25 protein-coding genes and 2 tRNA genes are annotated in these 24467 nt (G+C 57.5%); 22 read left to right on the top strand and 5 right to left on the bottom strand.

Annotated elements, in window-relative coordinates:
* Positions 1-5: 5 nt before the first annotated feature.
* Positions 6-983, bottom strand: a complete 978-nt coding sequence (locus C8N45_RS16585) for an HpcH/HpaI aldolase/citrate lyase family protein (protein ID WP_108387379.1) — start codon at positions 981-983, stop codon at positions 6-8.
* A gap of 79 nt (positions 984-1062) precedes the next feature.
* Positions 1063-1686, bottom strand: coding sequence for a LuxR C-terminal-related transcriptional regulator (locus tag C8N45_RS16590; protein ID WP_108387402.1), 624 nt, complete (start codon positions 1684-1686; stop codon positions 1063-1065).
* Positions 1687-1930: 244 nt separating this feature from the next.
* On the opposite strand from C8N45_RS16590, the gene C8N45_RS16595 reads away from it, so the two are divergent.
* From C8N45_RS16595 to C8N45_RS16650, 13 genes are all read left to right on the top strand, one after another.
* Positions 1931-3169, top strand: a complete 1239-nt coding sequence (locus C8N45_RS16595) for a pyridoxal-phosphate-dependent aminotransferase family protein (RefSeq protein ID WP_108387380.1) — start codon at positions 1931-1933, stop codon at positions 3167-3169.
* Positions 3170-3209: 40 nt separating this feature from the next.
* A complete protein-coding gene (locus C8N45_RS16600; RefSeq protein WP_108387381.1) occupies positions 3210-4409 on the top strand; it encodes a malate--CoA ligase subunit beta in 1200 nt (399 codons plus the stop codon).
* Positions 4406-5293, top strand: a complete 888-nt coding sequence (gene sucD / locus C8N45_RS16605; RefSeq protein ID WP_108387382.1) for a succinate--CoA ligase subunit alpha — start codon at positions 4406-4408, stop codon at positions 5291-5293. The genes C8N45_RS16600 and sucD overlap by 4 nt, the downstream gene beginning before the upstream one ends.
* Positions 5293-6264, top strand: coding sequence for a 2-hydroxyacid dehydrogenase (locus tag C8N45_RS16610; RefSeq protein WP_108387383.1), 972 nt, complete (start codon positions 5293-5295; stop codon positions 6262-6264). The genes sucD and C8N45_RS16610 overlap by 1 nt, the downstream gene beginning before the upstream one ends.
* Positions 6265-6281: 17 nt before the next feature.
* Positions 6282-7577, top strand: coding sequence for a serine hydroxymethyltransferase (glyA, locus tag C8N45_RS16615; RefSeq protein ID WP_108387384.1), 1296 nt, complete (start codon positions 6282-6284; stop codon positions 7575-7577).
* A gap of 271 nt (positions 7578-7848) precedes the next feature.
* Positions 7849-8289, top strand: a complete 441-nt coding sequence (locus C8N45_RS24150; RefSeq protein WP_108387385.1) for an Arm DNA-binding domain-containing protein — start codon at positions 7849-7851, stop codon at positions 8287-8289.
* Between the two features lie 379 nt (positions 8290-8668).
* Positions 8669-9193: an OsmC family protein gene (locus C8N45_RS16625; protein ID WP_108387386.1), complete on the top strand. Its 525-nt coding sequence runs from the start codon at positions 8669-8671 to the stop codon at positions 9191-9193.
* A gap of 412 nt (positions 9194-9605) precedes the next feature.
* Positions 9606-9776 carry a hypothetical protein gene (locus C8N45_RS23295; protein WP_168769507.1) on the top strand — a complete coding sequence of 57 codons (171 nt, stop codon included), beginning with the start codon at positions 9606-9608 and terminating at the stop codon, positions 9774-9776.
* A gap of 801 nt (positions 9777-10577) precedes the next feature.
* Positions 10578-11279 (top strand): 7-cyano-7-deazaguanine synthase QueC, encoded by a 702-nt coding sequence (gene queC, locus C8N45_RS16630; RefSeq protein ID WP_108387387.1) that lies wholly within the window; start codon positions 10578-10580, stop codon positions 11277-11279.
* Positions 11279-11632: a 6-carboxytetrahydropterin synthase QueD gene (gene queD, locus C8N45_RS16635; protein WP_108387388.1), complete on the top strand. Its 354-nt coding sequence runs from the start codon at positions 11279-11281 to the stop codon at positions 11630-11632. Before queC ends, queD begins: the two co-directional genes overlap by 1 nt.
* A complete protein-coding gene (gene queE / locus C8N45_RS16640) occupies positions 11629-12339 on the top strand; it encodes a 7-carboxy-7-deazaguanine synthase QueE (RefSeq protein WP_108387389.1) in 711 nt (236 codons plus the stop codon). The genes queD and queE overlap by 4 nt, the downstream gene beginning before the upstream one ends.
* A gap of 16 nt (positions 12340-12355) precedes the next feature.
* Positions 12356-12820 carry a preQ(1) synthase gene (gene queF, locus C8N45_RS16645; protein ID WP_108387403.1) on the top strand — a complete coding sequence of 155 codons (465 nt, stop codon included), beginning with the start codon at positions 12356-12358 and terminating at the stop codon, positions 12818-12820.
* A gap of 427 nt (positions 12821-13247) precedes the next feature.
* Positions 13248-13993, top strand: a protein-coding gene (locus C8N45_RS16650) for an IS5 family transposase (protein ID WP_108387404.1) whose coding sequence is annotated in 2 segments (ribosomal slippage) — positions 13248-13566 and positions 13566-13993 — 747 coding nt in all. Because the reading frame shifts where the segments join, the coding sequence is not laid out codon by codon here.
* A gap of 40 nt (positions 13994-14033) precedes the next feature.
* Here C8N45_RS16650 and C8N45_RS16655 read toward each other — a convergent pair.
* Positions 14034-14123, bottom strand: a tRNA-Ser gene (locus tag C8N45_RS16655).
* A 314-nt stretch (positions 14124-14437) separates the two neighbouring features.
* Here C8N45_RS16655 and C8N45_RS16660 point away from each other — a divergent pair.
* The 7 genes from C8N45_RS16660 (at position 14438) to C8N45_RS16690 (ending at position 20922) form a co-directional block, all read left to right on the top strand.
* A complete protein-coding gene (locus C8N45_RS16660) occupies positions 14438-15397 on the top strand; it encodes an SPOR domain-containing protein (protein WP_108387405.1) in 960 nt (319 codons plus the stop codon).
* Between the two features lie 27 nt (positions 15398-15424).
* Positions 15425-16609: a D-alanyl-D-alanine carboxypeptidase family protein gene (locus C8N45_RS16665; RefSeq protein ID WP_108387390.1), complete on the top strand. Its 1185-nt coding sequence runs from the start codon at positions 15425-15427 to the stop codon at positions 16607-16609.
* A complete protein-coding gene (tmk, locus tag C8N45_RS16670; protein ID WP_108387391.1) occupies positions 16606-17214 on the top strand; it encodes a dTMP kinase in 609 nt (202 codons plus the stop codon). The genes C8N45_RS16665 and tmk overlap by 4 nt, the downstream gene beginning before the upstream one ends.
* Complete coding sequence (locus C8N45_RS16675) at positions 17211-18317, top strand: DNA polymerase III subunit delta' (RefSeq protein ID WP_108387392.1); 1107 nt, start codon at positions 17211-17213, stop codon at positions 18315-18317. The genes tmk and C8N45_RS16675 overlap by 4 nt, the downstream gene beginning before the upstream one ends.
* A gap of 10 nt (positions 18318-18327) precedes the next feature.
* Positions 18328-19116: a TatD family hydrolase gene (locus tag C8N45_RS16680; RefSeq protein WP_108387406.1), complete on the top strand. Its 789-nt coding sequence runs from the start codon at positions 18328-18330 to the stop codon at positions 19114-19116.
* On the top strand, positions 19113-19916 hold the full coding sequence (locus C8N45_RS16685) for an MBL fold metallo-hydrolase (protein WP_108387393.1): 804 nt from the start codon (positions 19113-19115) through the stop codon (positions 19914-19916). Before C8N45_RS16680 ends, C8N45_RS16685 begins: the two co-directional genes overlap by 4 nt.
* Positions 19917-19992: 76 nt before the next feature.
* Positions 19993-20922 (top strand): AEC family transporter, encoded by a 930-nt coding sequence (locus C8N45_RS16690; RefSeq protein ID WP_108387394.1) that lies wholly within the window; start codon positions 19993-19995, stop codon positions 20920-20922.
* A gap of 50 nt (positions 20923-20972) precedes the next feature.
* On the opposite strand, the gene lipB is transcribed toward C8N45_RS16690, so the two are convergent.
* On the bottom strand, positions 20973-21647 hold the full coding sequence (gene lipB / locus C8N45_RS16695) for a lipoyl(octanoyl) transferase LipB (RefSeq protein WP_258793304.1): 675 nt from the start codon (positions 21645-21647) through the stop codon (positions 20973-20975).
* Positions 21648-21720: 73 nt separating this feature from the next.
* On the opposite strand from lipB, the gene C8N45_RS16700 reads away from it, so the two are divergent.
* Positions 21721-21807, top strand: a tRNA-Leu gene (locus C8N45_RS16700).
* Between the two features lie 425 nt (positions 21808-22232).
* Here the strand turns inward: C8N45_RS16700 and C8N45_RS16705 are convergent.
* Entirely contained in the window at positions 22233-22454 is a 222-nt protein-coding gene (locus C8N45_RS16705) for a hypothetical protein (RefSeq protein ID WP_108387395.1), read from the bottom strand.
* Positions 22455-22713: 259 nt separating this feature from the next.
* On the opposite strand from C8N45_RS16705, the gene C8N45_RS16710 reads away from it, so the two are divergent.
* On the top strand, positions 22714-24276 hold the full coding sequence (locus C8N45_RS16710; protein ID WP_108387396.1) for a winged helix-turn-helix domain-containing tetratricopeptide repeat protein: 1563 nt from the start codon (positions 22714-22716) through the stop codon (positions 24274-24276).
* Positions 24277-24467 lie beyond the last annotated feature (191 nt).

A 24467-nucleotide genomic window follows, 5' to 3' on the forward strand; every position in this document is an offset into this window, starting at 1 on the left:
CGAACCTATCCGCCGGCGATCTGCTTGGCCTTTTCGACCAACACCTCTGCCTGTCGGATTGAGGCATAATCGATCAGGCGACCGTCCAGCGACACAGCGCCCTTGCCTGCGGCTTCGGCCTCGGCCATCGCCTCCAGAATACGGCCCGCTTTGGTGATTTCTTCCTCCGAAGGGCTCATCACTTCGTTGGCCAGCGCAATCTGGCTGGGATGGATCGCCCATTTGCCTTCGCAGCCCAGCACTGCGGCGCGATATGCAGCGGCCTTGTATCCGTCGGGGTCTTTGAAATCGCCAAAAGGTCCGTCAATCGGGCGCAAACCGTTGGCGCGGGCCGCAACCACCATGCGGGCCAGCGCATAATGCCACATATCGCCCCAGTGAGTGGCACGGTTGCCGTCCGCGTCCGGGTCGGTCAAGACAGAGTAATCCTTGTTCACCCCGCCTATGATCGTCGTGCGGGCGCGTGTCGAAGCGGCATAGTCGGCAACACCGAAATGCAGGCTTTCGTTGCGCTTGGATGCGGCCGAAATTTCAGTGACATTCTGCATCCCCAACGCTGTCTCGATAATATGCTCAAAACCGATGCGTTTTTCGTACCCTTTTGCATCCTCGATCTGCGTCACCATCATGTCGACAGCATAGACGTCAGCAGCGGTCCCCACTTTGGGGATCATGATCAGATCAAGCCGCTCTCCGGCCTGTTCCACCACGTCCACAACATCGCGATACATATAGTGTGTGTCCAATCCATTGATTCGGACCGACATGGATTTGTTGCCCCAATCAACCTCGTTCAGGCCCTTGATAACGTTCTTGCGCGCCTGTTCCTTTTCGTCAGGGGCGACCGCGTCCTCAAGGTCAAGGAAGATCACGTCAGCGTCAGATTCTGCTGCCTTTTCAAACATTTGCGGCTGGCTTCCGGGCACGGCCAATTCGGAGCGGTTCAGGCGGGCGGTGGCTTGCTCAACGGGATGGAATGACATGATGGTATCCTTTCTGCTTGGTAATAAAGTTGCGTCAGAAGGGTATTTCAGCACCAAATATGTCAAGAAGAGTTTAGGTCTATCTCGGTATACCGTCGTTGGTTTTCTGTTCCAGAGCGAGCCGCGATGAGTAATAAAACGCGATGGCCTGTGCCCGGTTTTTGACCGACAGTTTGTCATAGAGATTGGACAGGTGAAACTTCACCGTATTGGTCGAAATCTCAAGCTCTTTGGCAAGCTCGCGGTTAGTCAGCCCCTTGGACAGCGCATCAAGGATCACCCGCTCTTTCCGCGATAGCTGGTGGATCGGGTCTGATTGCAGTTCGCGCACGTCCATGAACGGAAAGACCATCTTGCCCGCCGCAACATCAGTACAGATTTCCAGCAGAGTTTCGGCGGACGCCGAACGCGGCGCAAAGGCAGCAGCACCGGCGGACATCGCCAGCCGGGGGAGATCGCCGGTATCTTCGGCATAGACAACGATGCGCGGGGCGTTGGCTTGATCGCGCAGCACCTCAATCAGCTTGGCCCCGCCGAGTGCGGGCAGCGTCCAGTTGATGATTCCGACCTGCACAGGCACGCGCATCACTGTGCCCAGAAACCCTTCCGCGGTGGCAGATGTCGCCACCAATGAAAACCGCGGGTCACGGTCAACCAGTTCTGAAAGCGCCGACAGAACCAGCGGGTTGCTGTCAGCGATCATGATGTCGATCGGACGGTCTGATTTATCAAAACCTTGATTCATAATGGTTAATTCCGCTTTACTACCCAAATGGGTAGGTTATTTTTCGGTATACTTTGGTACTTTTACCACAATGGGTAGGAATTTTACCACCCAATTAGATACCCAAAAGCAGGAGCAAGGGGCGTTGTTGAAATTTTCACCCGCATTACATTCCACCGCAAGCTGAAACACTGACCATTCGATACCTTAGCGGAGGAACACCATGACCATTTTCCCACCACTCGTTATCCCACAGACTATCGCAGCGGGCCCCGGCCCCGGAAACACCGACGCGCGTGTTCTGGCGCGGTTTGCGGGCGCGGGCCTTGCCGACCACATGCATCCCGACGTGCTGCGCGGCATGATCGAATGTAAGCAAATGCTACGCGAAGTGATGGGAACCAAGAATGTGCACACATTCGGCGTGGCGGGCACCGGCTGGTCAGGTCTGGACGTGATGTTCAGCGCGGTGATGCCCGGCGACAAGGTCGTGATGTTCGTCAACGGCACATTCTCCGGCATTGACGGTCTGACGGTGCGGATGAAGGCCGCCACAGCCGACGAACTGGCCGCAAACCCGATGGACCCGCAACCCGCAAGCGTCATCATCATCGATGTACCCCACGGCCAGTCGGTCACAGGCGAGATCGCGGAAAAGGCATTGGCCGAGCACAAGCCAAAGTGGGCTGCAATGGCACATTCAGAAACCGGTTCGGGCCGCGTCAACGACATCAAGGGCTTTTCGGATGCTTGCGAAAAACACGGGGCGATGGGTCTGGTCGATGCGGTCTCTAGTCTTGGCGTGGAAGACTTCAGCATTGATGACTACCCTGGCGTTCATGGTTGGGCCTCCTGCCCGCAAAAAGGCATTTGCTGCCTGCCACTGACCTATGCGCCGGTGTCTTTTACCGACCATTATATTGATGTGCTCAAGTCCACAGGCACACGCACATTTGTGCATCACCCGATCATGGAAGCCCGTCATTGGGGCATCATCGACGGGAAGGACTCCGAGAAAGGCGTTTATCACCGCACCCACTCTGCCTATGCCGTCGCGGCGTTCCACGAAGCATTGCGGATTACGTTGGAACAGACGGTGGCACAGCGCGCTGCCGACTATCGGTTCCACGAAGCCGCTCTGCGTGATGCGCTCAGCGCGATGGGATGCGAGATTACATCGAACATGACGTCGCTGGTGGTTCTGAACCTGCCCGCCGAACTGGCCGGTCGTGAAATGGAATTGGTGCAGCATTGCCGCGCACAGAACTTTGGCATCTGGCCCACTCTGTCAGAACCCGTTCAGGTTCGCATCGGCATCCTGAACCTGCTGACCCAGTCTGCGATCACCGACATCGTCACGCGCTTTGCCCAGGCGATGCGTGATTTGGGCGCAACCGTCGATCAGGAGGCCGTCGAGGCAGCACTTGATCGCCATTATGGCCGGGCTATCGCCGCAGAGTAAGCCCCAGAGAAACGACCATCTGTTTCTGGGAGGAGACCAAATGGACATTCATGAATATCAAGCCAAGGAAGTTCTTGCGAATTTTGGCGTCGCAGTACCCGAAGGCGCGCTTGCCTACAGTCCCGAGCAGGCCGCTTATCGCGCCCGCGAATTGGGTGGCGAACGCTGGGTCGTCAAAGCGCAAATCCACGCAGGCGGTCGTGGCAAGGCCGGCGGCGTCAAAGTTTGCAGCAGCGATGCCGAAATTCAGGCCGCAAGCGAGGACATGTTTGGCCGCAAGATGGTGACTCACCAGACCGGCCCTGAAGGCAAAGGCATCTACCGCGTATACGTTGAGGCAGCGGTGCCAATTGATCGCGAGATTTATCTGGGTTTCGTGCTGGACCGCACATCGCAGCGGGTGATGATCGTGGCCAGCGCCGAGGGTGGAATGGAGATCGAAGATATCTCAGCCGAGAAGCCGGACAGCATCGTGCGGGCAACTGTCGAACCTGCCGTCGGTTTGCGTGAATTCCAGTGTCGCCAGATCGCCTTCAAACTGGGGGTTGATGCAGCGCTTGTGCAGCAGATGGTGCGCACGTTGCAGGGATGTTACCGCGCCTTTACCGAGCTTGACGCAACAATGGTCGAGATCAATCCGCTGGTGATCACAACAGACAATCGCGTCATCGCACTAGATGCAAAAATGACCTTTGATGACAACGCCTTGTTCCGTCATCCTCAAGTATCAGAGCTGCGCGACAAATCGCAGGAGGATCCCCGCGAAAGCCGCGCTGCTGACCGTGGCCTGAACTATGTGGGTCTTGATGGCAACATCGGCTGCATCGTCAATGGCGCCGGTCTGGCGATGGCCACGATGGATACCGTCAAGCTGGCGGGGGGTGAGCCTGCCAATTTCCTTGATATAGGCGGCGGGGCGACTCCGGAACGGGTTGCGAAGGCGTTTCGCCTCGTGCTGTCGGACAAAAGCGTGCAGGCGATCCTTGTGAACATCTTTGCAGGCATCAACCGCTGTGACTGGGTCGCCGAAGGGGTTGTACAGGCGATGAAGGAAGTCGGTGTAGAAGTGCCGGTGATCGTCCGTCTTGCAGGCACAAATGTCGAAGCGGGACAAAAGATTCTGGCGCAATCCGGCCTGCCCATCATCCGCGCATCAACATTGAACGAAGCCGCCGAACGTGCTGTCGGCGCTTGGAAAAATGACCTCTCTCAAGGCACAAAAATGAGGGCCGCATCATGAGCATTCTTCTTGACCGCGACACGCGCGTTATCGTGCAAGGCATCACCGGAAAAATGGCCCGCTTTCATACGAAAGACATGATCAAATATGGCACGAAGGTCGTCGGCGGCGTTGTCCCCGGCAAAGGCGGCGAAACCGTTGAAGGTGTCCCGGTCTTTAACACGGTCGAGGACGCAGTGAACGCCACCGATGCCGAGGCATCGCTGGTATTCGTCCCGCCCCCCTTTGCTGCGGACGGCATCATGGAGGCCGCGGATGCAGGCATTCGGTATTGTGTCTGCATCACCGATGGCATCCCGGCGCAGGACATGATCCGCGTGAAACGCTACATGTACCGCTATCCCAAGGAACGCCGGATGGTGCTGACCGGGCCGAACTGTGCGGGCACCATCAGCCCCGGCAAGGCGCTGTTGGGCATCATGCCCAGCCATATCTATCTGCAAGGGCACGTCGGCATTGTCGGGCGTTCCGGCACCTTGGGTTACGAGGCCGCGGCGCAACTGAAAGAACGCGGCATTGGTGTGTCCACATCCGTGGGCATTGGCGGCGATCCGATCAACGGGTCATCCTTCCGCGATATTCTTGAACGGTTCGAACAGGACGACGACACCCACATCATCGCCATGATCGGTGAAATCGGCGGCCCGCAAGAGGCAGAAGCCGCGGACTATATCCGCGACCACATCACAAAGCCGGTCGTGGCTTATGTGGCCGGCCTGACTGCGCCAAAGGGGCGCACGATGGGCCACGCAGGCGCGATCATTTCAGCCTTCGGCGAAAGCGCATCAGAAAAGGTGGAGATCCTGTCCGCCGCTGGTGTGACTGTCGCCGAAAACCCCGCACAGATTGGCAAAACAATCGCTAACGCGATGGAGGCGGCATAATGGTCAAACCAAGCGTTTTCGTCACCCGCCGCTGGCCTGCTGCCGTCGAGGCGGAACTGGCCAAGTCGTACAACACAACTTTCAACACTGACGATCAGCCTCTTGCACCATGCCAGATTCGCGAGGCCGTCAAACGTTACGACGCGGTTCTGCCAACCGTGACTGACAAACTGACCGCAGAGGCGCTGGACGCACCGAAGGTGCAAACCAAATTGCTTGCCAACTACGGCGTCGGCTTCAGCCATATTGACACGGGACGGGCGTCGGATCTGGGGATCACCATTACCAACACGCCCGATGTCCTGTCGGAATGCACCGCTGATCTTGCCATGACGCTGATGCTGATGGTGGCCCGCCGCGCAGGCGAAGGTGAACGCGAGTTGCGCGAAGGGGCATGGACCGGCTGGCGGCCAACGCATCTTGTTGGAACCAAAGTGTCGGGCAAGACGCTGGGTATTGTCGGCTTTGGCCGGATCGGACAGGAAATGGCCAAACGGGCGCATTTCGGTTTCGGGATGAAAATTCTGGTGCAAAACCGCAGCCCCGTGCGGCAGGATATCCTTGATCGTTACAATGCAGTGCAGATGCCAACACTGGAGGATTTGCTGCCGGAAAGTGACTTTGTGTCGTTGCACTGCCCCGGCGGTCCGGCAAACCGCAACTTGATGAACAACGCGCGGTTTGATCTGATGAAGCCGGATGCGTTTTTGATTAATACCGCCCGGGGCGAGGTCGTGGACGAAATGGCGCTGGCCCAATCGCTGATGTTCGAAACCATTGGCGGTGCAGCACTTGATGTCTTCGACGGTGAACCCCGGATTAATCCGACATTGGCGCAATGCGATAATCTGGTGATGCTGCCCCATCTGGGCAGCGCCACCCGCGAAGCGCGCGAAGCGATGGGCTTTCGCGTCCTCGACAACCTCAACGATTTTTTCGCAGGTCGCGCGCCGCGCGACCGCGTCGCCTAGAATTCAGGAGTAAAACCATGAACGTCACCTACAAAGATAACGGATTTTTCACCCGCTCGCTGGCAGAGACTGACAAGGAGGTGTTCAGCGCGATCACATCCGAACTTGGCCGCCAGCGCGAAGAGATCGAACTGATTGCATCGGAAAACATCGTCTCTGCCGCCGTCATGGAAGCCCAGGGCAGCGTGATGACCAACAAATATGCCGAAGGCTATCCCGGTCGCCGCTATTATGGCGGCTGCCAATATGTTGATATCGCTGAAAATCTGGCGATTGATCGCGCCAAGGAACTGTTTGGCTGTGAATTTGCCAACGTGCAGCCCAATTCCGGCTCGCAGGCCAATCAGGGGGTGTTTCAGGCGCTGCTGCAGCCCGGTGACACCATCCTTGGCATGTCGCTGGATGCAGGCGGCCACCTGACCCATGGGGCCAAACCCAACCAGTCGGGCAAATGGTTCAATCCGGTGCAATACGGTGTGCGCAAGGACACGCTGGATGTGGACTATGACCAACTCGAAGCGTTGGCGCTTGAACATAAACCCAAGATGATCATCGCGGGCGGCTCGGCCATCCCGCGCCAGTTGGATTTCGCCCGTTTCCGCGCCATCGCAGACAAGGTGGGCGCCTATCTGCTGGCCGACATCGCCCATTTCGCGGGACTTGTCGCCACGGGTCACTACCCCTCGCCCTTTCCACATGTGCATGTGGCCACAACGACGACACACAAAACCCTGCGCGGCCCGCGCGGCGGCATGATCCTGACCAATGACGAAGCGATGGCCAAGAAGTTCAACTCCGCCATTTTCCCCGGCATTCAAGGCGGTCCGCTGATGCATGTGATCGCGGGCAAGGCTGTTGCGTTTGGTGAAGCGCTCGACCCAAGCTTCAAGGACTATCAGGCGCAGGTTATCAAGAATGCCCAAGCCATGGCAGATCAACTGATCAAAGGCGGGTTGGACATTGTGACCGGCGGCACGGATACGCACCTGATGCTGGTCGATCTGCGGCCAAAGGGTGTCAAAGGCAATACCGCGGAACAGGCTTTGGGGCGCGCGCATATCACCTGCAATAAAAACGGCATCCCCTTTGATGATGAAAAACCGATGATCACATCCGGCCTGCGTCTGGGATCGCCCGCAGGAACGACGCGCGGTTTCTGCGAGCCTGAATTCCGGCAGATCGCTGACTGGATCGTGGAAGTGACCGAGGGGCTTGCCACGCATGGCCCCGAAAACAACGCGGCTGTCGAAGAAAAGGTAAAGGCCGAAGTGCTGGCTCTCTGCGCACGCTTCCCGATCTACGAATTGCTCTGATCGAACCAGAGAGAAGGGAAAAGCTGCCTTTGATGCGCAGCTTTTCCCCAAAGGCCGACCAGCATTCATGGCGGAAATCAAGACAATGATAGGAAATGGCGGAGGCTCAGAAAGCGCAAGAGCGTCGTCGTCTGCCGTCAATCGAATCGCATTAAGGATTGGAATTCATATAATTTATTGGCCGTTTGCCCCTGCCGCCCCGAGGTGGCACTGAAACAGGCCAGTGCGGTTTTGTACCCTCGCGTTGCACCACAAACTGAGGGGCTATGCCATGTTAACAGTCAAACAAATCGAAGCGGCACGCTACGGCGTCTCGCCGGTGCGGCTGTCCGACGGCAATAGTCTTTATGTCCGGCTGAACAAGGGCGGCGGCAAGAGGTTTCAGTTGCGTCTGACCGAGGGCACCCGAACCCGATGGGTCACCCTGGGGCGCTATCCTGAATTGCACCTACGCGATCCGCGGGTTCAAGCGGTCCTCACAAAAACAGGGTACGGTAGCGCGGACAAGCCCTCGCCCACCTACCCCCCCACCCGTCTGCGGATTTTCCGGAACACTCAGACGTCTTGGCCACATTCCGTGACTTGCAAAGGTCTGGTTCGACCGCAAGAAAAAGGGCCTGTCAAACGGCAAGCACATCAATCAGAATTGTTCGACACTCAAAACATATGTCTTTCCACACTTAGTAAGCTGCAGCTGGATGAGATCCGCTAGGCGAGCCGACAACTTCCTCAATGCACTCAAGCTCATATCGATCCGAGTCTGGCTTGCCGATCGATGAGTCCGCACCCTAGCTCTCCGGGGGCGGCGCAGCGCACCATCGCCTCGCGTCCGGAAGGCTGGCAGTGGGCGCCGGGCCAATCGCTTTCCGCCCTGCCGCCGTCGCGGGGGCTGCGGCGCCACGGTCTCGCGGGTCGGGCGCTGGTCGGGCCGGGCGCAGGACTTGCGCGCGGATCTCCGCCCCGGCGAGGGGCTGGTCCCCGCCCATCAAACCGGCACCGTTGCGCGGCGCACGGGGCTCCGCTAGTATTCTACGAGACTTTGCGGCCCGAGACGATCGGCGTCCGGGTACCGGGTCTTAGGGAGGACGCACATGACAGAGACGACCACAGCACCGGGACTAAACAACGTCGAGATCGGCCGGGTCATCAGCTTGGCCGAGAAGATCAGCAGCGAGCCGCATGTCGCGGCCACGACTTGGCGCGCCGAGGTCCGCTGGGACAGCGGGTTCCGCTCATCCGCCCGGGTCCGCGATTTCGACCCCGCACACTCGGACGAGCCCGAGCAGCTTGGCGGGACGAACACGGGCCCGAACCCGGTCGAGCAGCTTCTCGCCGCGCTTGGCAACTGCCTCGCCGTCGGCTACGCCGCCAACGCGACCGCGGCCGGGATCGAGATCCGCGACATGACGATCGACGTCGAGGGCGACCTCGACCTACACACCTTCCTCGGGCTGCGCGAGGGGCATGCAGGGTTCAGCGGCATCAAGGTGCGCGTAAACCTCGACAGCGAGGCCGACGCAGAGGCGCTGCGCCTCCTGCACGAGAAGGTCATCGGCTCCTCGCCGGTCGGCCACACCCTGAGTCGGGCCATCCCGCTCGACATCGCCCTGGCCTGACGGGCCCCGCCCATAAAGGTCTCCTCTACGGCGCCGCGGAGGAGACCGAGCGGCGATGCGCTAAATCCGCTTCTCTACTTGGGTGTCTACAGCGTTTCGCGAAAAACCTGATCCACAGCTTTTCGGGAAACGCTTTAGGTCAAGCTCGTTTTCCTTCTTTTCAGTAATCAAGGATCGGTTGTGGAGAGCCCTGCTTCCGGTGCGCTTCGCGTTGCGCAGCAGACATTCTCGTCTTCATCCACAGGCCTCGTCCGGAATGGACGATCCCGTCAGGTTGAGTAGGTAGCTTCTGGGTCATGTCGTGCCTCCTACCTATTCCTGGCGGAATTCACTGCCGTCGATCCACATATGGTGAAGCAGGACGGCAAGCTTGCGGGCGACGGCAAAGACCGGGTCACCCATGGCGCCCTTGATGCCCCACGGCGCAATCAGCGCGGACAGTCTCATCGCGCCGTTCGAAGCGCATGATGTCGGGGTCCTGGGCGATCAGTTCCTCAAGGAAAGCCCAATGCGGGGCCAGCTTTCCCCTGCCGCGTGGGGGGCCAGCGGTGCGGGGTCAGGGATGGAAAAACTTTTGCGATAAGGTATCAGACAACTTCCGCGTCATAACCCACGAGAGCTTTCGGGTCATGGAGTAGAAGCGGTACAGCTCAACGTTCTCAAGTAGGACGCGTTGCCCAACCAACTATCAAATTTGTAAATGGCTCCGCGATCTACAACGCGCTCCTCCCAGACCACGGAGATAGCGGAGCCTAGCAGTGATACAGATAAACACTGCGGGTCTGCTACCTAACAAGAGCTCTCAAAGAATACAAAGCTTAATATTTGTGCTCAAAAAACTGGCAACCGCTGCCTTGCAAAAAATGCAATGCAGCAATGCAGCATTGGCAATTGAAAAACTTGGAGCCCGCGCTCAATTGAACTTCAACGCGGGTCCAAACCTCCTCCCTTGGATCAACGTTAATCTTAAGCGCGGGCCCAAACCTCCTCCCTTGGGTCAACGCTACGACACATCGCTGGTTCAAACCTCCTCCCTTGGATCAGCGTAGAGTTTTGGCGGCGCACCACTTCCTCCCGGTGCGTCGCCTTTCTATTTTCATCAAGTCTCAGCTACTAATCACGTCTTAACTGCTATTTTGCAGAGCTGAGCACCTAGAAAACGTGAGCCAGTAATCACGCAGTTCGTATTACTGCCGTTCAACCAGCGCTACGCTGGTGCTTTCGCATCGCGATTATTTATAAAGTCCGGATCATTTTAGCATTGATCGTCTAAAGGTGGATCTTGCCCTTGGTTGGCAAACTGACACTTGGCGTTGCATAAGAAACAAGTTACCAACGACGCTCCGGTCGCAGCCTACCCGGATAACAAAACAAGGGTTATAAAATGAAGACTATCGTCATCTGCTCCGGCGGGCTCGATTCTGTTTCGCTTGCACATATGGTTGCGCAAGAACAACAGCTGACCCGCCTTGTGTCATTCGATTACGGCCAGCGCCATCGCAAGGAACTGAACTACGCAAGCCTTTGTGCGCAGCGACTGGATGTCCCCCTCGATATTATTGATCTGCGCGGCATTGGTGCGGCCTTGACGGGCTCTGCGCTCACGGATGATATTGATGTTCCTGACGGGCATTACGCCGAAGAAAGTATGCGCGTCACCGTGGTGCCGAACCGCAATGCCATCATGCTTGCCGTGGCTTTTGGTGTGGCGGCAGCGCAGGGCGATCAGGCCGTCGCGACTGCGGTACATGGCGGGGACCATTTCATCTATCCTGATTGCCGCCCATCCTTTACTCAGGCCTTTGAGACGATGCAAAAGGCGGCGCTTGACGGCTACGCGGATGTGTCGCTGTACACGCCATTTGTGCATCGCACGAAGGCCGATATCGTCACCGAGGGTGCGCGCCATAGCACGCCCTTCGCGCAGACCTGGTCCTGCTACAAAGGTGGCGAGAAACATTGCGGGCGTTGCGGCACCTGCGTGGAGCGGCGCGAAGCGTTTCATTTGGCGAATATTGCCGACCCCACTACATACGCAGACCCAGATTACTGGATCGCTGCAATCGCAAGAAAGGACCGTGGCTGATGTACCGGATCACAAAAGAATTCCACTTTTCAGCCTCTCATCAACTGTCGCATCTGCCCCATGACCACCAATGCGCGCGGCTGCATGGCCACAACTATGTTGTCGTTGTGGAATTGGCGTCAGCGACATTGAATTCAGATGGTTTTGTCCGCGACTATGGCGAGTTGAAACCGTTGAAAACCTATATCGACGACACGTTCGACCATCGCCATCTTAATGATGTTATGGCAGAGGCCTCGACCGGCGAAAACATGGCGCGGCATTTTTATGACTGGTGCGTGGCACGCTGGCCTGAAACGAGCGCCGTCAAGGTCAGTGAGACGCCCAAGACTTGGGCGGAATACCGACCATGAGCCAACTGCGCATTGCTGAAATTTTTGGTCCGACCATCCAAGGCGAAGGAGCGCTCATCGGGGAGCCCACCGTCTTTGTGCGCACCGGTGGCTGCGATTATCGCTGCACTTGGTGCGATAGCCTGCATGCAGTCGACACGGCCTATCGCCAAACTTGGGCCGTGATGCCCACCGATGCCGTTTGGCAAGAGGTGCAACGCCTGTCCAAGGGTAATCCCTTGACCGTGTCCCTGTCCGGCGGCAATCCGGCGATCCAAGATTTTACGCAACTGATCGCGCTGGGACATGCAAAAGGCTACCGCTTTGCCTGCGAAACCCAAGGATCGATTGCAAAGCCTTGGTTTAGCGTCCTCGACACGCTGGTGTTGAGCCCAAAACCGCCGTCGAGCGGGGAAACAGTTGATTGGACGGCCTTTAATGCCTGCCTGCAGGCCGCGACTGGCGCGGGAAAAATCGTGATGAAGATCGTGGTCTTCGATGATACTGATTATGCTTGGGCACGTGCTGCGGCGGATAAATATCCGGATCTGCCTCTGTACCTTCAGCCGGGCAATCTTGAAGTGGATCCCGAAATCGCGGTCGACCCACAGAATCTGGCCGATAAGCTGCTGTGGCTGGTTGATAAAACCATCGCCGATAACTGGTTCGTGCCGCGGGTCTTACCGCAACTGCACGTCCTTCTTTGGGGCAACAAGCGTGGGGTTTGACCCGCTCAAGGAGACGATTATGGAAACGATTTACAGTGACTTGAAGCAATTGGGCGGCCAGAGTGATTTGCCGTCCTCCCCTGAAGCCGCGGAACTCGAGCGCGTCTCAAACCCGCAAGCCGGCGTGGACTATTGCGTGCGGTTCACAGCGCCCGAATTCACGTCGTTGTGCCCGATGACAGGTCAGCCTGATTTCGCACATTTGGTAATTGATTATGTGCCAGCCGAATTTCTGGTCGAGTCCAAATCGCTCAAACTCTTCCTAGGGTCATTTCGCAACCACGGCGCATTCCACGAGGATTGCACCATCTCGATCGCGCGGCGTTTAGTCGACTTTTTAAACCCGCAGTGGCTGCGGATCGGTGGCTACTGGTATCCGCGCGGCGGCATCCCGATTGATGTTTTTTGGCAAACCGGGTCAATGCCGCAAGGCGTATGGATCCCGGACCAAGGCGTGCCGTCCTACCGCGGCAGAGGATAAAAATGGCGAATATGAAACCCATTGCCGCCGGGTCTGAGGCATGAGGTGAGGGGCGGAACTCTTCGAACGCGCAACTCGACTTTGAATTTGACAAAGGCTTTGTCCGGCTGAAGAGGTCATCGCCGAGCCAAATGTCCGCTTTTGTATTGGTGGGTCGACTATTATTAAGGTTTCGTCGGTGTCAGGTTCTATCGGCGGATCAACTTCCTATTCTGAACGAAAGTTTATCGCTGCGGCCCCGAGAAGTGGTGGTGCCAAAGTAGAGCTGGAAAATGTTCCTCCAAAGCACGAGCCAAAGCCAAAGCGGAGTCGTGTTAAGCGGGTGAATCTGCCTAGAAAAGAGAATGGAACTAGGTTCAGGACCCATAAATCGGCTTGATGCTGGCTCATTGCTATGATTCCGGACCCCCAAATATTTGGGGGTTTGATGAGCAATCTGTATTGGCTGAGTGAGGCACAAATGGGACAGCTTAAACCGTACTTCCCCAAGAGCCGAGGTAAGCCGCGGGTAGACGACCGGCGCGTATTGAGCGGCATTATCTTCATTAATCGCAATGGTTTACGTTGGAGTGATGCTCCCGCGGAATATGGTCCGCCCAAGACATTGTATAACCGTTGGAAGCGATGGAGTGACATGGGTGTGTTCGCGCGGATCATGACAGGATTGGCGGCAGAGGCACCCGACGATAAGACCATCTCAATTGATGCGACTTATCTCAAAGCGCACCGCACAGCCTCAAGCCTGGGGCTCAAAAAGGGGGGCGCGGACGTCTGATCGGGCAGACCAAGGGTGGTATGAACACCAAGTTGCATGGCGTCACGGATACCAGCGGTCGCCCAATCCAGTTCTTTATTACTGCGGGTCAGGTTAGTGATTATACTGGCGCTGCAGCTTTGTTGAGCTGTCTGCCAGATGCTGAATGGCTGCTCGCCGACCGCGGCTATGACGCCGATTGGTTCAGAGAAGCCTTAATAGACAGGGGTATCACTCCATGTATCCCTGGCCGCAAGTCACGCAGCAAAACCATCAAATACGACAAACGTCGCAATCGGATTGAGAGAATGTTCGGCCGCCTCAAAGATTGGAGACGCATCTCAACGCGCTATGACAGGTGCCCAAAGGTATTCCTCTCAGCCATCGCTATCGCCGCAACCGTCATATTCTGGTTATGAGTCTGGAGCCTAGCACTATCAATGCATTAGAGGAGGTATGTGGCGGAGGCTCAGGGATTCGAACCCTGGGAGGACTTTCACCCTCGTCGGTTTTCAAGACCGGTGCATTCGACCACTCTGCCAAACCTCCGTCCGCGTTCCCTTAGCGGCAAAAGTTTGATTCGAAAAGCAGGTTCCTGCGGAATGGGCAAAAGAAGCCTTGCCATTCCGTTGGACCCGTGGCGCAACGCCTTGCGCGACAGTGCGCCGCAATGGTGAAAATCTGCCTACGAAACAGCGCAAAGACTTCCAAATCAGATAAGCCATGGCTATCGTGTTCGAAAAGGCGATACACATGGCGCAATGACGGGCAAAAACCCGCCGCGACCGATGTGACATTGGGCGTTCATGTCGCAACAAACTGCGGCAAGCCCGGAAATCCGGGCGGGAGTGAAGGGGCAAAAGATGACAGGTCATTGTGATTTGAGGGCGAACAGACTGCGGGTTTTCGCCATGCTGGCAGCAAGCATCGCGCTGGCGGGATGCGACGACAACGGGAACTTTGCCTTTCCCTCGGCCAGTTCTGATGCGTCTGAAGCCAACATATTGGCCGGTGTCCCTGTGCAGACACAAACGGTCGAAGAAGATGTGGAAAGACCTGATATTTTTGAAGTGTCGGACCGAGGTTTGTGGGACGGGCGTCCGTCGCTGGGTGGTGCATGGGTCGCGCACCCAGATGTAACCGACCCTGAACGCGCCCTGATCCGCAACGTGGCCACTGGCGAAACAATCATTGGCGCACTCTTCCGCCGCGAGCGTGAAAATCCCGGCCCCTTGCTGCAAGTGTCATCGGACGTCGCCGATGCACTGGGCATTTTAGCGGGTGCGCCTACTGAACTTTATGTCGTGGCCCTGCGCCGCAGCGAAGTAACCATCGCCCCCCCGCAGGAGCCTGAGGAAGCTGCAGTGATCGCTGACCTTGAGACACCACAAGATGTGGAAACAACGCCGCTTGACCCCATCGCAGGAGCTGCCGCAGCGATTGATGCAGCTGAAGGCGCAGCAACGCCGATCATGGCGACCGCACTTCCGGCAGCGGCAGCGGCCCCGACTGTTGCGACGGACCCAGAGCCTTTGCCAGAGCCGGAACAACCCCCTGTTGTCGCAGCCCCGGTTCTGGAACCCACAACGCTGGATGGTCCGATTGTGCAAATCGGCATCTTCAGCATCGAGGCTAACGCAAATTCCGCAGCAGCGCGTCTTGAAGGGCTGAACATTGCCACGTCGGTTGTTGCCCAGGAAGTCGGTGGCCGGACCGTCTGGCGGGTGGTCGCCGGGGTGCCCGAAGACACCAGCGCGCGCGACGCGGCAATCGCGCAGATCAAGGATCTGGGCTTTGTTGACGCCTTTGTCGTGGATAGCTGAAAACCGTTCTGACAGGAGACCCTGACGATGTACCTATCTTTGTTGCGCGCGAGCCTGCTTGCATTGCTGGTTTGTGCCACTGGTTCATTTGCGCAGACGTTTGATACCCGCGCAGAGGCCGCTTACGTCTTTGACCAGACAACAGGCACGGTGCTGCTGGCAAAGAACGAAGACACCCCCCTGCCCCCGGCGTCCATGTCAAAGCTAATGACCATCTATATGACGTTTGAAGCGATCGCAGAGGGCCACCTGCTGATTGATGAATTGTTGTCAGTGTCGTCTGATGCCGCCGCTTACGCCGGGTCGTCGATGTTTCTGGACACCACAGACAGAGTCAGTGTCGAAGACCTGCTGCGCGGCGTGATTGTCCTGTCGGGCAATGATGCAAGCGCCGTTCTGGCGGAAGCCCTGTCGCCCGACGGCACCGAAGCGGGCTTTGCCCGGATGATGACCACACGGGCGCAACAGATGGGAATGATGAATTCAAGCTTTGCCAACTCCAACGGCTGGCCAGCTGCCGGGCATCGCATGTCGATGGAAGACCTTGGCATTCTGGCCAACCGGATCATCACGGACTACCCCACATTCTATCCGCTCTTTGCAGAAACCGAATTCGCCTTTGATGGCCGCGTGCCTTCCAACAGCCGCAATCGCAATCCTTTGTTGCGTCTGGGCATCGGGGCTGACGGGCTGAAAACCGGCCATACCGAAGAAGCAGGCTACGGGCTTGTCGGATCAGCCAAACAAGGTGATCGCCGCGTGATCTTTGTAATCACCGGGCTGGAGACACAAGAACAGCGCGCGGAAGAGGCTGAAAAGCTGGTCAACTGGGCCTTTCGTCAATTTGCAGAGAAAGAGCTGGCCCGCGCTGGCACGCGCATCGCAAACGCCGACATCTGGATGGGCCAAAGCCCAACGGTCGGCCTGACCTTTGCGCAGGATACATCGCTTCTGGTGCCGATCCTGAACCAAGGCGATGTAACCGCCGAAGTCGTCTATCAGGGTCCAATCGAAGCCCCTGTCGCCAAGGGCGACGAGTTGGCCGAACTGGTCATCAACCTTGAGGGTCTGCCGGAAAAACGTTTGCCACTGGTGGCCGAAACAGACGTTGCGCGGGGCGGTTTCACCACGCGGATGCGGACCGCAGCCTTGGTGCTATGGGAAAAATTCGGGCCTGGCACCGATGCCGTTGACGCGGCAGAGGGGACATGACCGGCCCCCGTTTTATCACCTTCGAGGGGATCGACGGTTCCGGCAAATCAACCCAGGCAAGGCTTTTGGCCGAAACCCTGATGGCGCAGGGCAATGATGTGGTTTTGACGCGCGAACCCGGCGGCAGTCCCGGCGCCGAGGAAATCCGCCAGCTTGTGCTCACGGGTGATCCCGACCGCTGGTCTGCCGAAACCGAAATTCTGCTCTTTACCGCAGCGCGCCGGGATCATCTGGAAAAGACGATCCAACCGGCACTGGCAGCAGGCAAGACCGTCATCTGTGACCGATTTGCAGACAGTACCCGCATCTACCAAGGTGCGACGCGGGGCGACTTGCGCGCCATGGTCGACCAGCTGCACAGCTTGATGATCGGCCGCGAACCTGATCTCACCTTCATTATCGATATGGACCCTGAGACCGCGCTTAAACGCGGGTTGGCCCGCAAATCCGGCGAAGACAGGTTCGAAGATTTCGGCCTGCCCTTTCAGGAAACATTGCGCCACGGGTTTCTGGCGCTGGCACAAGCGCACCCCAAACGCTGCGTGGTGATTGATGGCAACCGCGAACCTGAACAGGTCGCATCCGAAATCGCAGCCTACGCATGACCGAGGATACCACCCCAGAACCCGATCGCATTGACGGCGCCCCCCACCCTCGTGAAACAGCGCAACTTTTCGGTCAATCCAAAGCTGAAAAGGATTTCCTTGATGCTTTTGCCTCTGGCAGGCTGCATTCAGGCTGGCTGATTACCGGACCGCGCGGAGTCGGCAAGGCAACGCTGGCGTGGAAAATCGCAACATTCCTTTTGTCATCGCCCGACGCCGGATTGTTTGGCGAACCTTCCCTGCACGTGGACCCAGACCACCCCGATGCACGGTTGGTTCAGGCGGGCGCCCACCCGCGCCTGTCGCTGATCCGCAGGCCATGGGACGACAAGACCAAAAAACTGCGCGCAGAAATCACCGTGGATGCGGTCCGCAACCTCAAAACCTTTTTCCATATGTCTGCGGCCGATGGTGGGCACCGGGTCGTGATCGTTGATGCCGCTGATGAGCTTAACCGCAATGCAGCAAACGCCATCCTCAAAGAACTTGAAGAGCCCCCCGCCAATACGACGATTCTGCTGATCGCGCACCAGCCGTCGCGGCTGCTACCAACGATCCGCTCACGCTGCCGCGAATTGCGCTGTGCTACGCTTTCGCCGCATGACCTGCAAAAGGCACTGGATCAGGCGGGCCATCCTGCCGACAGCTCTGATGCGCTCGCCACGCTGGCAGGCGGTTCTGCGGGGGATGCGATCCGGATGCTCAACCATGATGGGATGCAGCTATATAACGAGCTGATCAGAACATTCGACGGGCTGCCGCATATCAACCGGCCTGCGGCGCTCAAACTTGCCGACAGTTGTGCGGGGCGTGGCGCGGATGTCCGGTTTGGGATGACCCTTGATCTGATCGATTTCTTTCTGTCGCGCGTTGCCCGCGCGGGGCTGATGGGCGAACCTTCCACGCAGGCCGCCCCGGGAGAGGCACGCTTGCTGACCCGCCTTTCACCCCATGACAGGGCCGCACAACGGTGGGCCCAACTGCAACAGGACCTGTCCGAACGCTCACGCCGGGGGCGCGCAGTCAACCTTGACCCTGCCGCGCTCATCCTAGATATCATCTTCAAGATTGAAGAGACGGCGCAGGGTGTCGCCGCAGCCTGAAAGCCGCGCAATGAACCAAGCCACAATAGTCGATAGCCACTGCCACCTCGATTTCCCGGACTTCGATGCGGAACGGCCCGCCGTGATCCAGCGCGCACTGGATGCGGGGGTCGAACGAATGGTCACGATCTGCACGCGGCTGCGGCTGGAACCTCAGGTGCGGGCCATCGCCGAACAGTTTGATCCGGTCTATTATGCGGCAGGCACTCACCCGATGAGCGCCGCAGAAGAGCCGCTCACCACGGTGGATGAACTGGTCACCCTGTCCAAACACCCCAAATTCGTGGGGATAGGCGAAACCGGCCTTGATTATCACTACACCTCCGACAGCGCGGAGATCCAGAAACAATCCCTGCGCATTCATATTGCGGCCGCGCGTGACACTGGTCTGCCCTTGATTATCCACGCACGCGCCGCCGACGATGACATGGCACGCATCCTGCGCGACGAATATGCCAACGGGGCCTACAATTGCGTGATGCATTGCTTTTCCAGCAGTGCAGAACTGGCCAAAGCCGCACTTGATCTGGGCTTCTACCTGTCGATGTCAGGTATCGCGGCCTTCCCCAAGTCCAAGGACCTGCGCAACATCTTTGCACAAGCACCTATCGACCGCATTTTGGTCGAAACAGACAGCCCCTATCTTGCGCCGCCCCCGCACCGGGGCCAACGCAACGAACCCGCCTATACAGCACATACAGCCAAAGTCGGCGCCGAAACCTTCGGGCTCGACTACGATGAATTTGCAGCCCTAACCACCGCCAACTTCGACCGGCTGTTCTGGAAGGCCAAAGCATGAGCGATACTCTCAGCTTTCGCATTCTCGGCTGCGGTTCGTCAGGGGGCGTGCCGCGGCTGGGTGGGCTTTGGGGCAATTGCGATCCGCAAAACCCGAAAAACCGACGACAACGCTGTTCGCTTCTGGTGTCACGGACAAGCGACAGCGGGACAACACGTGTGCTCATCGACACCAGCCCCGATATGCGCAATCAACTGCTGGAGGCCGAGGTCGGCACGCTGGACGCTGTCGTTTATACCCACGGACATGCCGACCACGTACATGGGCTGGATGATTTGCGCATGATCGTCTTCAATATGCGCGCGCGGCTGCAAGTCTGGGCCGACGGGGCCACCAGCAATGACCTGCTGGCACGGTTCGGCTATGCCTTTGTGCAACCCAAAGGCTCGGCCTATCCACCAATCTGCGAACTCAACACCATCACAGGGGATATCCACGTCGACGGGCCGGGCGGCGCACTCACATTGACCCCCTTCGAAGTGACCCACGGAAGCATCGACGCGCTGGGGTTTCGAATTGGCAATGTCGCCTATCTGCCAGACGTCTCCGACATCCCCGACGCCGCATGGGCGCAGTTGCAGGATCTGGATTGCTGGATCGTGGATGCGTTGCGACGCGATCCGCACCCGACACATGCACATCTGGAAAAAACCCTCGCGTGGATCGACAAGGTCAACCCAAAACAAGCGGTCCTGACCAACATGCACAATGACCTTGACTACGATACGCTCGCCAAAGAAACCGCCCTACACATCCATCCCGCATTCGACGGGATGACGCTCACCTTCCCCGCCAACTGACTTCTTTTGGCAAAAAATATCCGCGCCGCAGGCACAAAAAATATGACGCGGCGCAAGCCGCACATCTGGATCATCCATGTCCGCACTGCTCGACGTCATTCTACCGGTCTTTCTGGTCATCGGCTTTGGCTATTGGGCGGTCTGGAAAGGGTATTTCAGCGAATCCGGCGTCGACGGGCTGATGAAATTCACCCAGGGGTTCGCGATTCCCTGCCTGTTGTTCCGGGCGATCTCGTCACTTGATCTTGGGCAGAATTTCGACCTCACGCTGCTGGGCAGCTTCTACGTGGGGGCACTTGGGGGATTTGCGGCCGGACTGCTCGGGGCAAGGCTGATCTTCAAACGCGACTGGGAGGACAGCATCGCCATCGGTTTCTGCGGGCTGTTCTCGAACTCGGTATTGCTTGGGCTGCCGATCACAGAGCGGGCCTACGGCGCAAACGCGTTACAGGCAAATTATGCGATCATCGCAATTCATTCGCCCTTCTGTTACGGGGTGGGAATCACCGCGATGGAAATCGTGCGCAACCGCGGTGGCAATATCGCACATCTGCCGGGCAAAGTGCTGAACGCGATGTTCCACAACGCGCTGATTGTGGGAATCTGTCTTGGTTTTCTGGTCAACCTGAGCGGCATCACCCTTCCAGACGTATTCACAGATGCGGTTGACCTGATGGTCAGGGCGGCACTGCCTGCCGCACTCTTCGGGCTTGGTGGCGTGCTGGTCCGGTACCGGCCCGAAGGCGACATGCGGACAATCCTGTTTGTGGTGAGCATCTCTCTGGTATTGCACCCCGCTATTGTCTGGGGGCTTGCACATTTCAACGGGCTGGAAAGGGATCAGCTGCGCTCGGCTATCCTCACTTCTGCAATGGCCCCGGGGATCAACAGCTATCTTTTTGCCAACATCTACGGACGCGCGCGGCGCGTTGCGGCGTCTGCTGTCCTTTTGGGGACAGGCCTCTCGATCCTGACGGTCTGGTGTTGGCTTACACTTCTGCCATAGGACCGGACAGGGACAAAACCGTAAGATGGATCCTGATAAATCACCCCCGTTCAGGGCACAAAACAGCGCCGCAAAGCCACATCCAAATCCTGCATTGTCACCGGCAACCCCAGATCAACCAGCGAAGTGACGCCGTGATTGGAAATACCACAAGGCACGATGCCATCGAAATGGGACAGATCAGGGTCAACATTGATCGACAATCCATGAAAACTGACCCACTTGCGCAGGCGGATGCCAATTGCCGCAATCTTGTCCTCGGTCAGGGCACCCGACGGCTGCAACGGCTTGTCGGGGCGCTCCACCCAGACGCCCACGCGGCCGTCCCTGATCAGACCTGTGACATTGAAAGTCTCCAGCGTCGCGATAATCCACCGCTCCATCTGCTTGACGAACGCCCGCACATCATGTCCGCGCTTGCCCACGTCCAGCATGACATAAACAACCCGCTGGCCGGGGCCGTGATAGGTATATTCGCCACCGCGGCGGGCCTCAAAAACAGGAAACCGGTCCGGATCGATCAGGTCTTTCGCCTTGGCCGAGGTCCCGGCCGTATAGAGCGGCGGATGTTCGAGCAGCCAAATGCACTCATCCGCATCACCTTTTACAATCGCATCCACCCGCGCCTCCATAAAGGCCAGAGCGGTTTCATAGTCGGTCAACCCGTCAGAGATAATCCATTCCACCATAACCGCCTTTTTGGACCAGAAAGCAAACTTGCTCAACAGGGAGAGGTCATGCGTTTTGCCTCTTGGCAAGAACACAGCGCTGCACTAGAAGCGGCGCCAGTCAAGACTTGCGGTCGTGGCGGAATTGGTAGACGCGCAGCGTTGAGGTCGCTGTGAGGTAACACTCGTGGGGGTTCGAGTCCCCCCGACCGCACCAAAAAAATTATGATTATAAAATTAAGGCAATATGATAGGTAGGATGGCTGTCTGCCGGTCCCCCTTTCAGTACCCCTTTCTCACCTTGCTCAGTCTTGTCGTCAGTTCGACGCTTGATTGGTTAGTGGGCAGATGTGCGGACGTCAGACTTTTGTTGCTACCGCATGTAAATCGACGCCAACGGCGTATTCTGTTGAAAAACTCTGAAATCGGTCATTCGAGTCCAATCTAGCAGAATAGTATTCCGGTTCTGTACGGTTTCATCGGCATTTCTCAGCATATTTCGATTAGAGAAGAACAATTTTCTGATTTTTGAAAATTTGCAGATGCAGCAAAGAGTTTTTCAACAGAATGGGCGGATTGCGGACTTTTGCTGCAACTGCGAGTTCACATACTCAGCTTGTTGGGAGCCGACATTCGCACCCTTTACCGAAGTAGAAGGCGATCTACCTTTCGGCGTGCTTCTTCCCGGTAACCGGCGGCATCAAAAGAGCGTTCGGCCAGCGTGCGTTCATTCATAGGCTTAACGCCTGCGCCCGGCCATTTGGCGGCAGTGCGCAGTACGAATGCCAGGCCACGATGGACACGTGTGATTATATCCTTGGATGCTGTGGCTTGAAGCGTGCGGGTGTCGGGGAAATCGGTCATTGTCGGGCTCCTTGGGGTTTTGCATGATCGTCTTGGTCAGATTTCCCTGCCAGATGAATTTCGGTGCCAGGATGTCATTCTAGAAGTCTGCTAGCGGCGATGTCACCGGGAGCGGTTTGGATAAAGGTTTGTTGGTTCATTTTGGGTCTCCGTTTCTCAACTTGTGTCGAGACCAAACTGCCAGAATGCCAATCCGCATGCTTGAGACACATCTGAGAATTTCATGGTAAGCTTATGAGAAAATGAGTATCACCAGTGGATGAGATACACCTTTGGGGAATTCACCCTCGATACAGAGCTTGGGGAACTCTCGCAGGCTGGCCAAGTTGTTCAGGTGGAGCCTAGTGCCTTCGCGCTCTTGTGGCATTTGCTGTCGAACGCGAACCGGCTTGTGACCAAGGACGAACTGATCGCGGCCATTTGGGGCGGCCGCATTGTAACGGATGCCGCGATTTCGACCCTTGTGAAGACCGTTCGCCGCACGGTCGGAGATGATGGAAAGTCACAGCGCCTGATCCGCACCGTTCACGGTCGCGGGTTTCGTTTTGTGGGCTCCTTGACGGAAACTATTCCTGCCACCACCAAGACCGAAGATCGCAGGCAGTTGGAAGAAGTGCCAATACAAACATCGCGCCCGTCGATTGCCGTCCTTCCCTTCCGAGACGTCGGCGATATGCAAGGCTGGGAGGCGATTGCCGACGCCATCCCAGCCGAACTTATCTCGTCGCTCTCACGGCTGAAATGGCTGCGGGTTCTGGCGCGTGGTTCGACATTCCGGTTTCGCGATCCGGTACCGGATATGGCAGTGATCCGCACTGACCTTGGTGCCACGTACTGTTTGGCAGGCAATGTCGAGATCATGGGCCACCGCGTCTCGATCACGGCGGAACTGTCAGACACCCGTGACGGAGAAGTCATTTGGGCCGAGAACTTCTCGGGAAATCTTGAGGACATTCACCAGATCAGAACTGATCTGGTCCGGCTGATTTGCTCTGGGCTGGAGCTGCACGTCAACATCCACGAGACAGAACGCGCGCGCCTGAGGCCGCCCGATAGTCTGGACGCCTGGAGCCTTTATCATTTTGGCCTGCACCATATGTACCGGTTCACCGCCAAGGATAATTCAATCGCAGCAGACTATCTTGCGAAATCGACCCACCTCGACCCAGGATTTGCCCGCGCATTCGCGGCGCGGTCATTCACGGCCTTTCAGGCGGCTTTCGTTGGATATGGCAACGATAGGGCGGTAGACGTGGATAACGCCCGGCGCTTTGCGGAAAAATGCCTCGAAATCGACCAGCTAGATCCCTTCGGCAATTTCAATTTTGGGCGATCCTTCTGGCTCATTGGCGATCACGATTCTGGCCAAGCGTATCTGGAGCGTTCAATCGGCTTAAGCCCAAGTTTTGCACATGGTCTTTATGCACGGTCTCACGCCGACATGATCGCAGGCCAAAGCGCTCGCGCAATCGAGTCTGCGAAGGATGCCATTTCTCTCAGCCCGCTGGACCCGTTTCTCTATGCCATGTATCAGGCCAAAGCCCTCGGCCATCTGCATCTAGGCGAAAAAGACCAGGCCTGCCGCGACACAGACACCGGAGCCCGCGAGCCTGGTGCTCATTACATCGTTACGACGATTGCTTCTGCCGTCAATATGGTCTCCGGTAGAGAGACGCAGGCGCAGTATTGGCGCGACAAGACCTTAACCTGCCGGCCCGATGCCTCGATCGCGCAGTTCTTCGCTGCGATCCCGCTGCGCGATCCCGGCGTCAAGACGGACATTCACCGCGCACTGACTGAACTCGGTTTTCCAGAATACTGACTGTCGCCTGCCGTTTTGGCTGCAGATGACACGCACCCACAACATACAACAATGGGCATAGCCGCCGCCGCAACGTAGGCGCTTGGCTTGAGGAACCTGTCCGTCGTCAGGGTTTTTGGGACCAAGAGCGTCCGAACCTAAGAGAGAGTTTGGCTCATCTGTTTGGTTTGATTATGCGGCGTGCTGGCGGT

The sequence above is a fragment of the Yoonia sediminilitoris genome, assembly GCF_003058085.1.
Taxonomy (GTDB): domain Bacteria; phylum Pseudomonadota; class Alphaproteobacteria; order Rhodobacterales; family Rhodobacteraceae; genus Yoonia; species Yoonia sediminilitoris.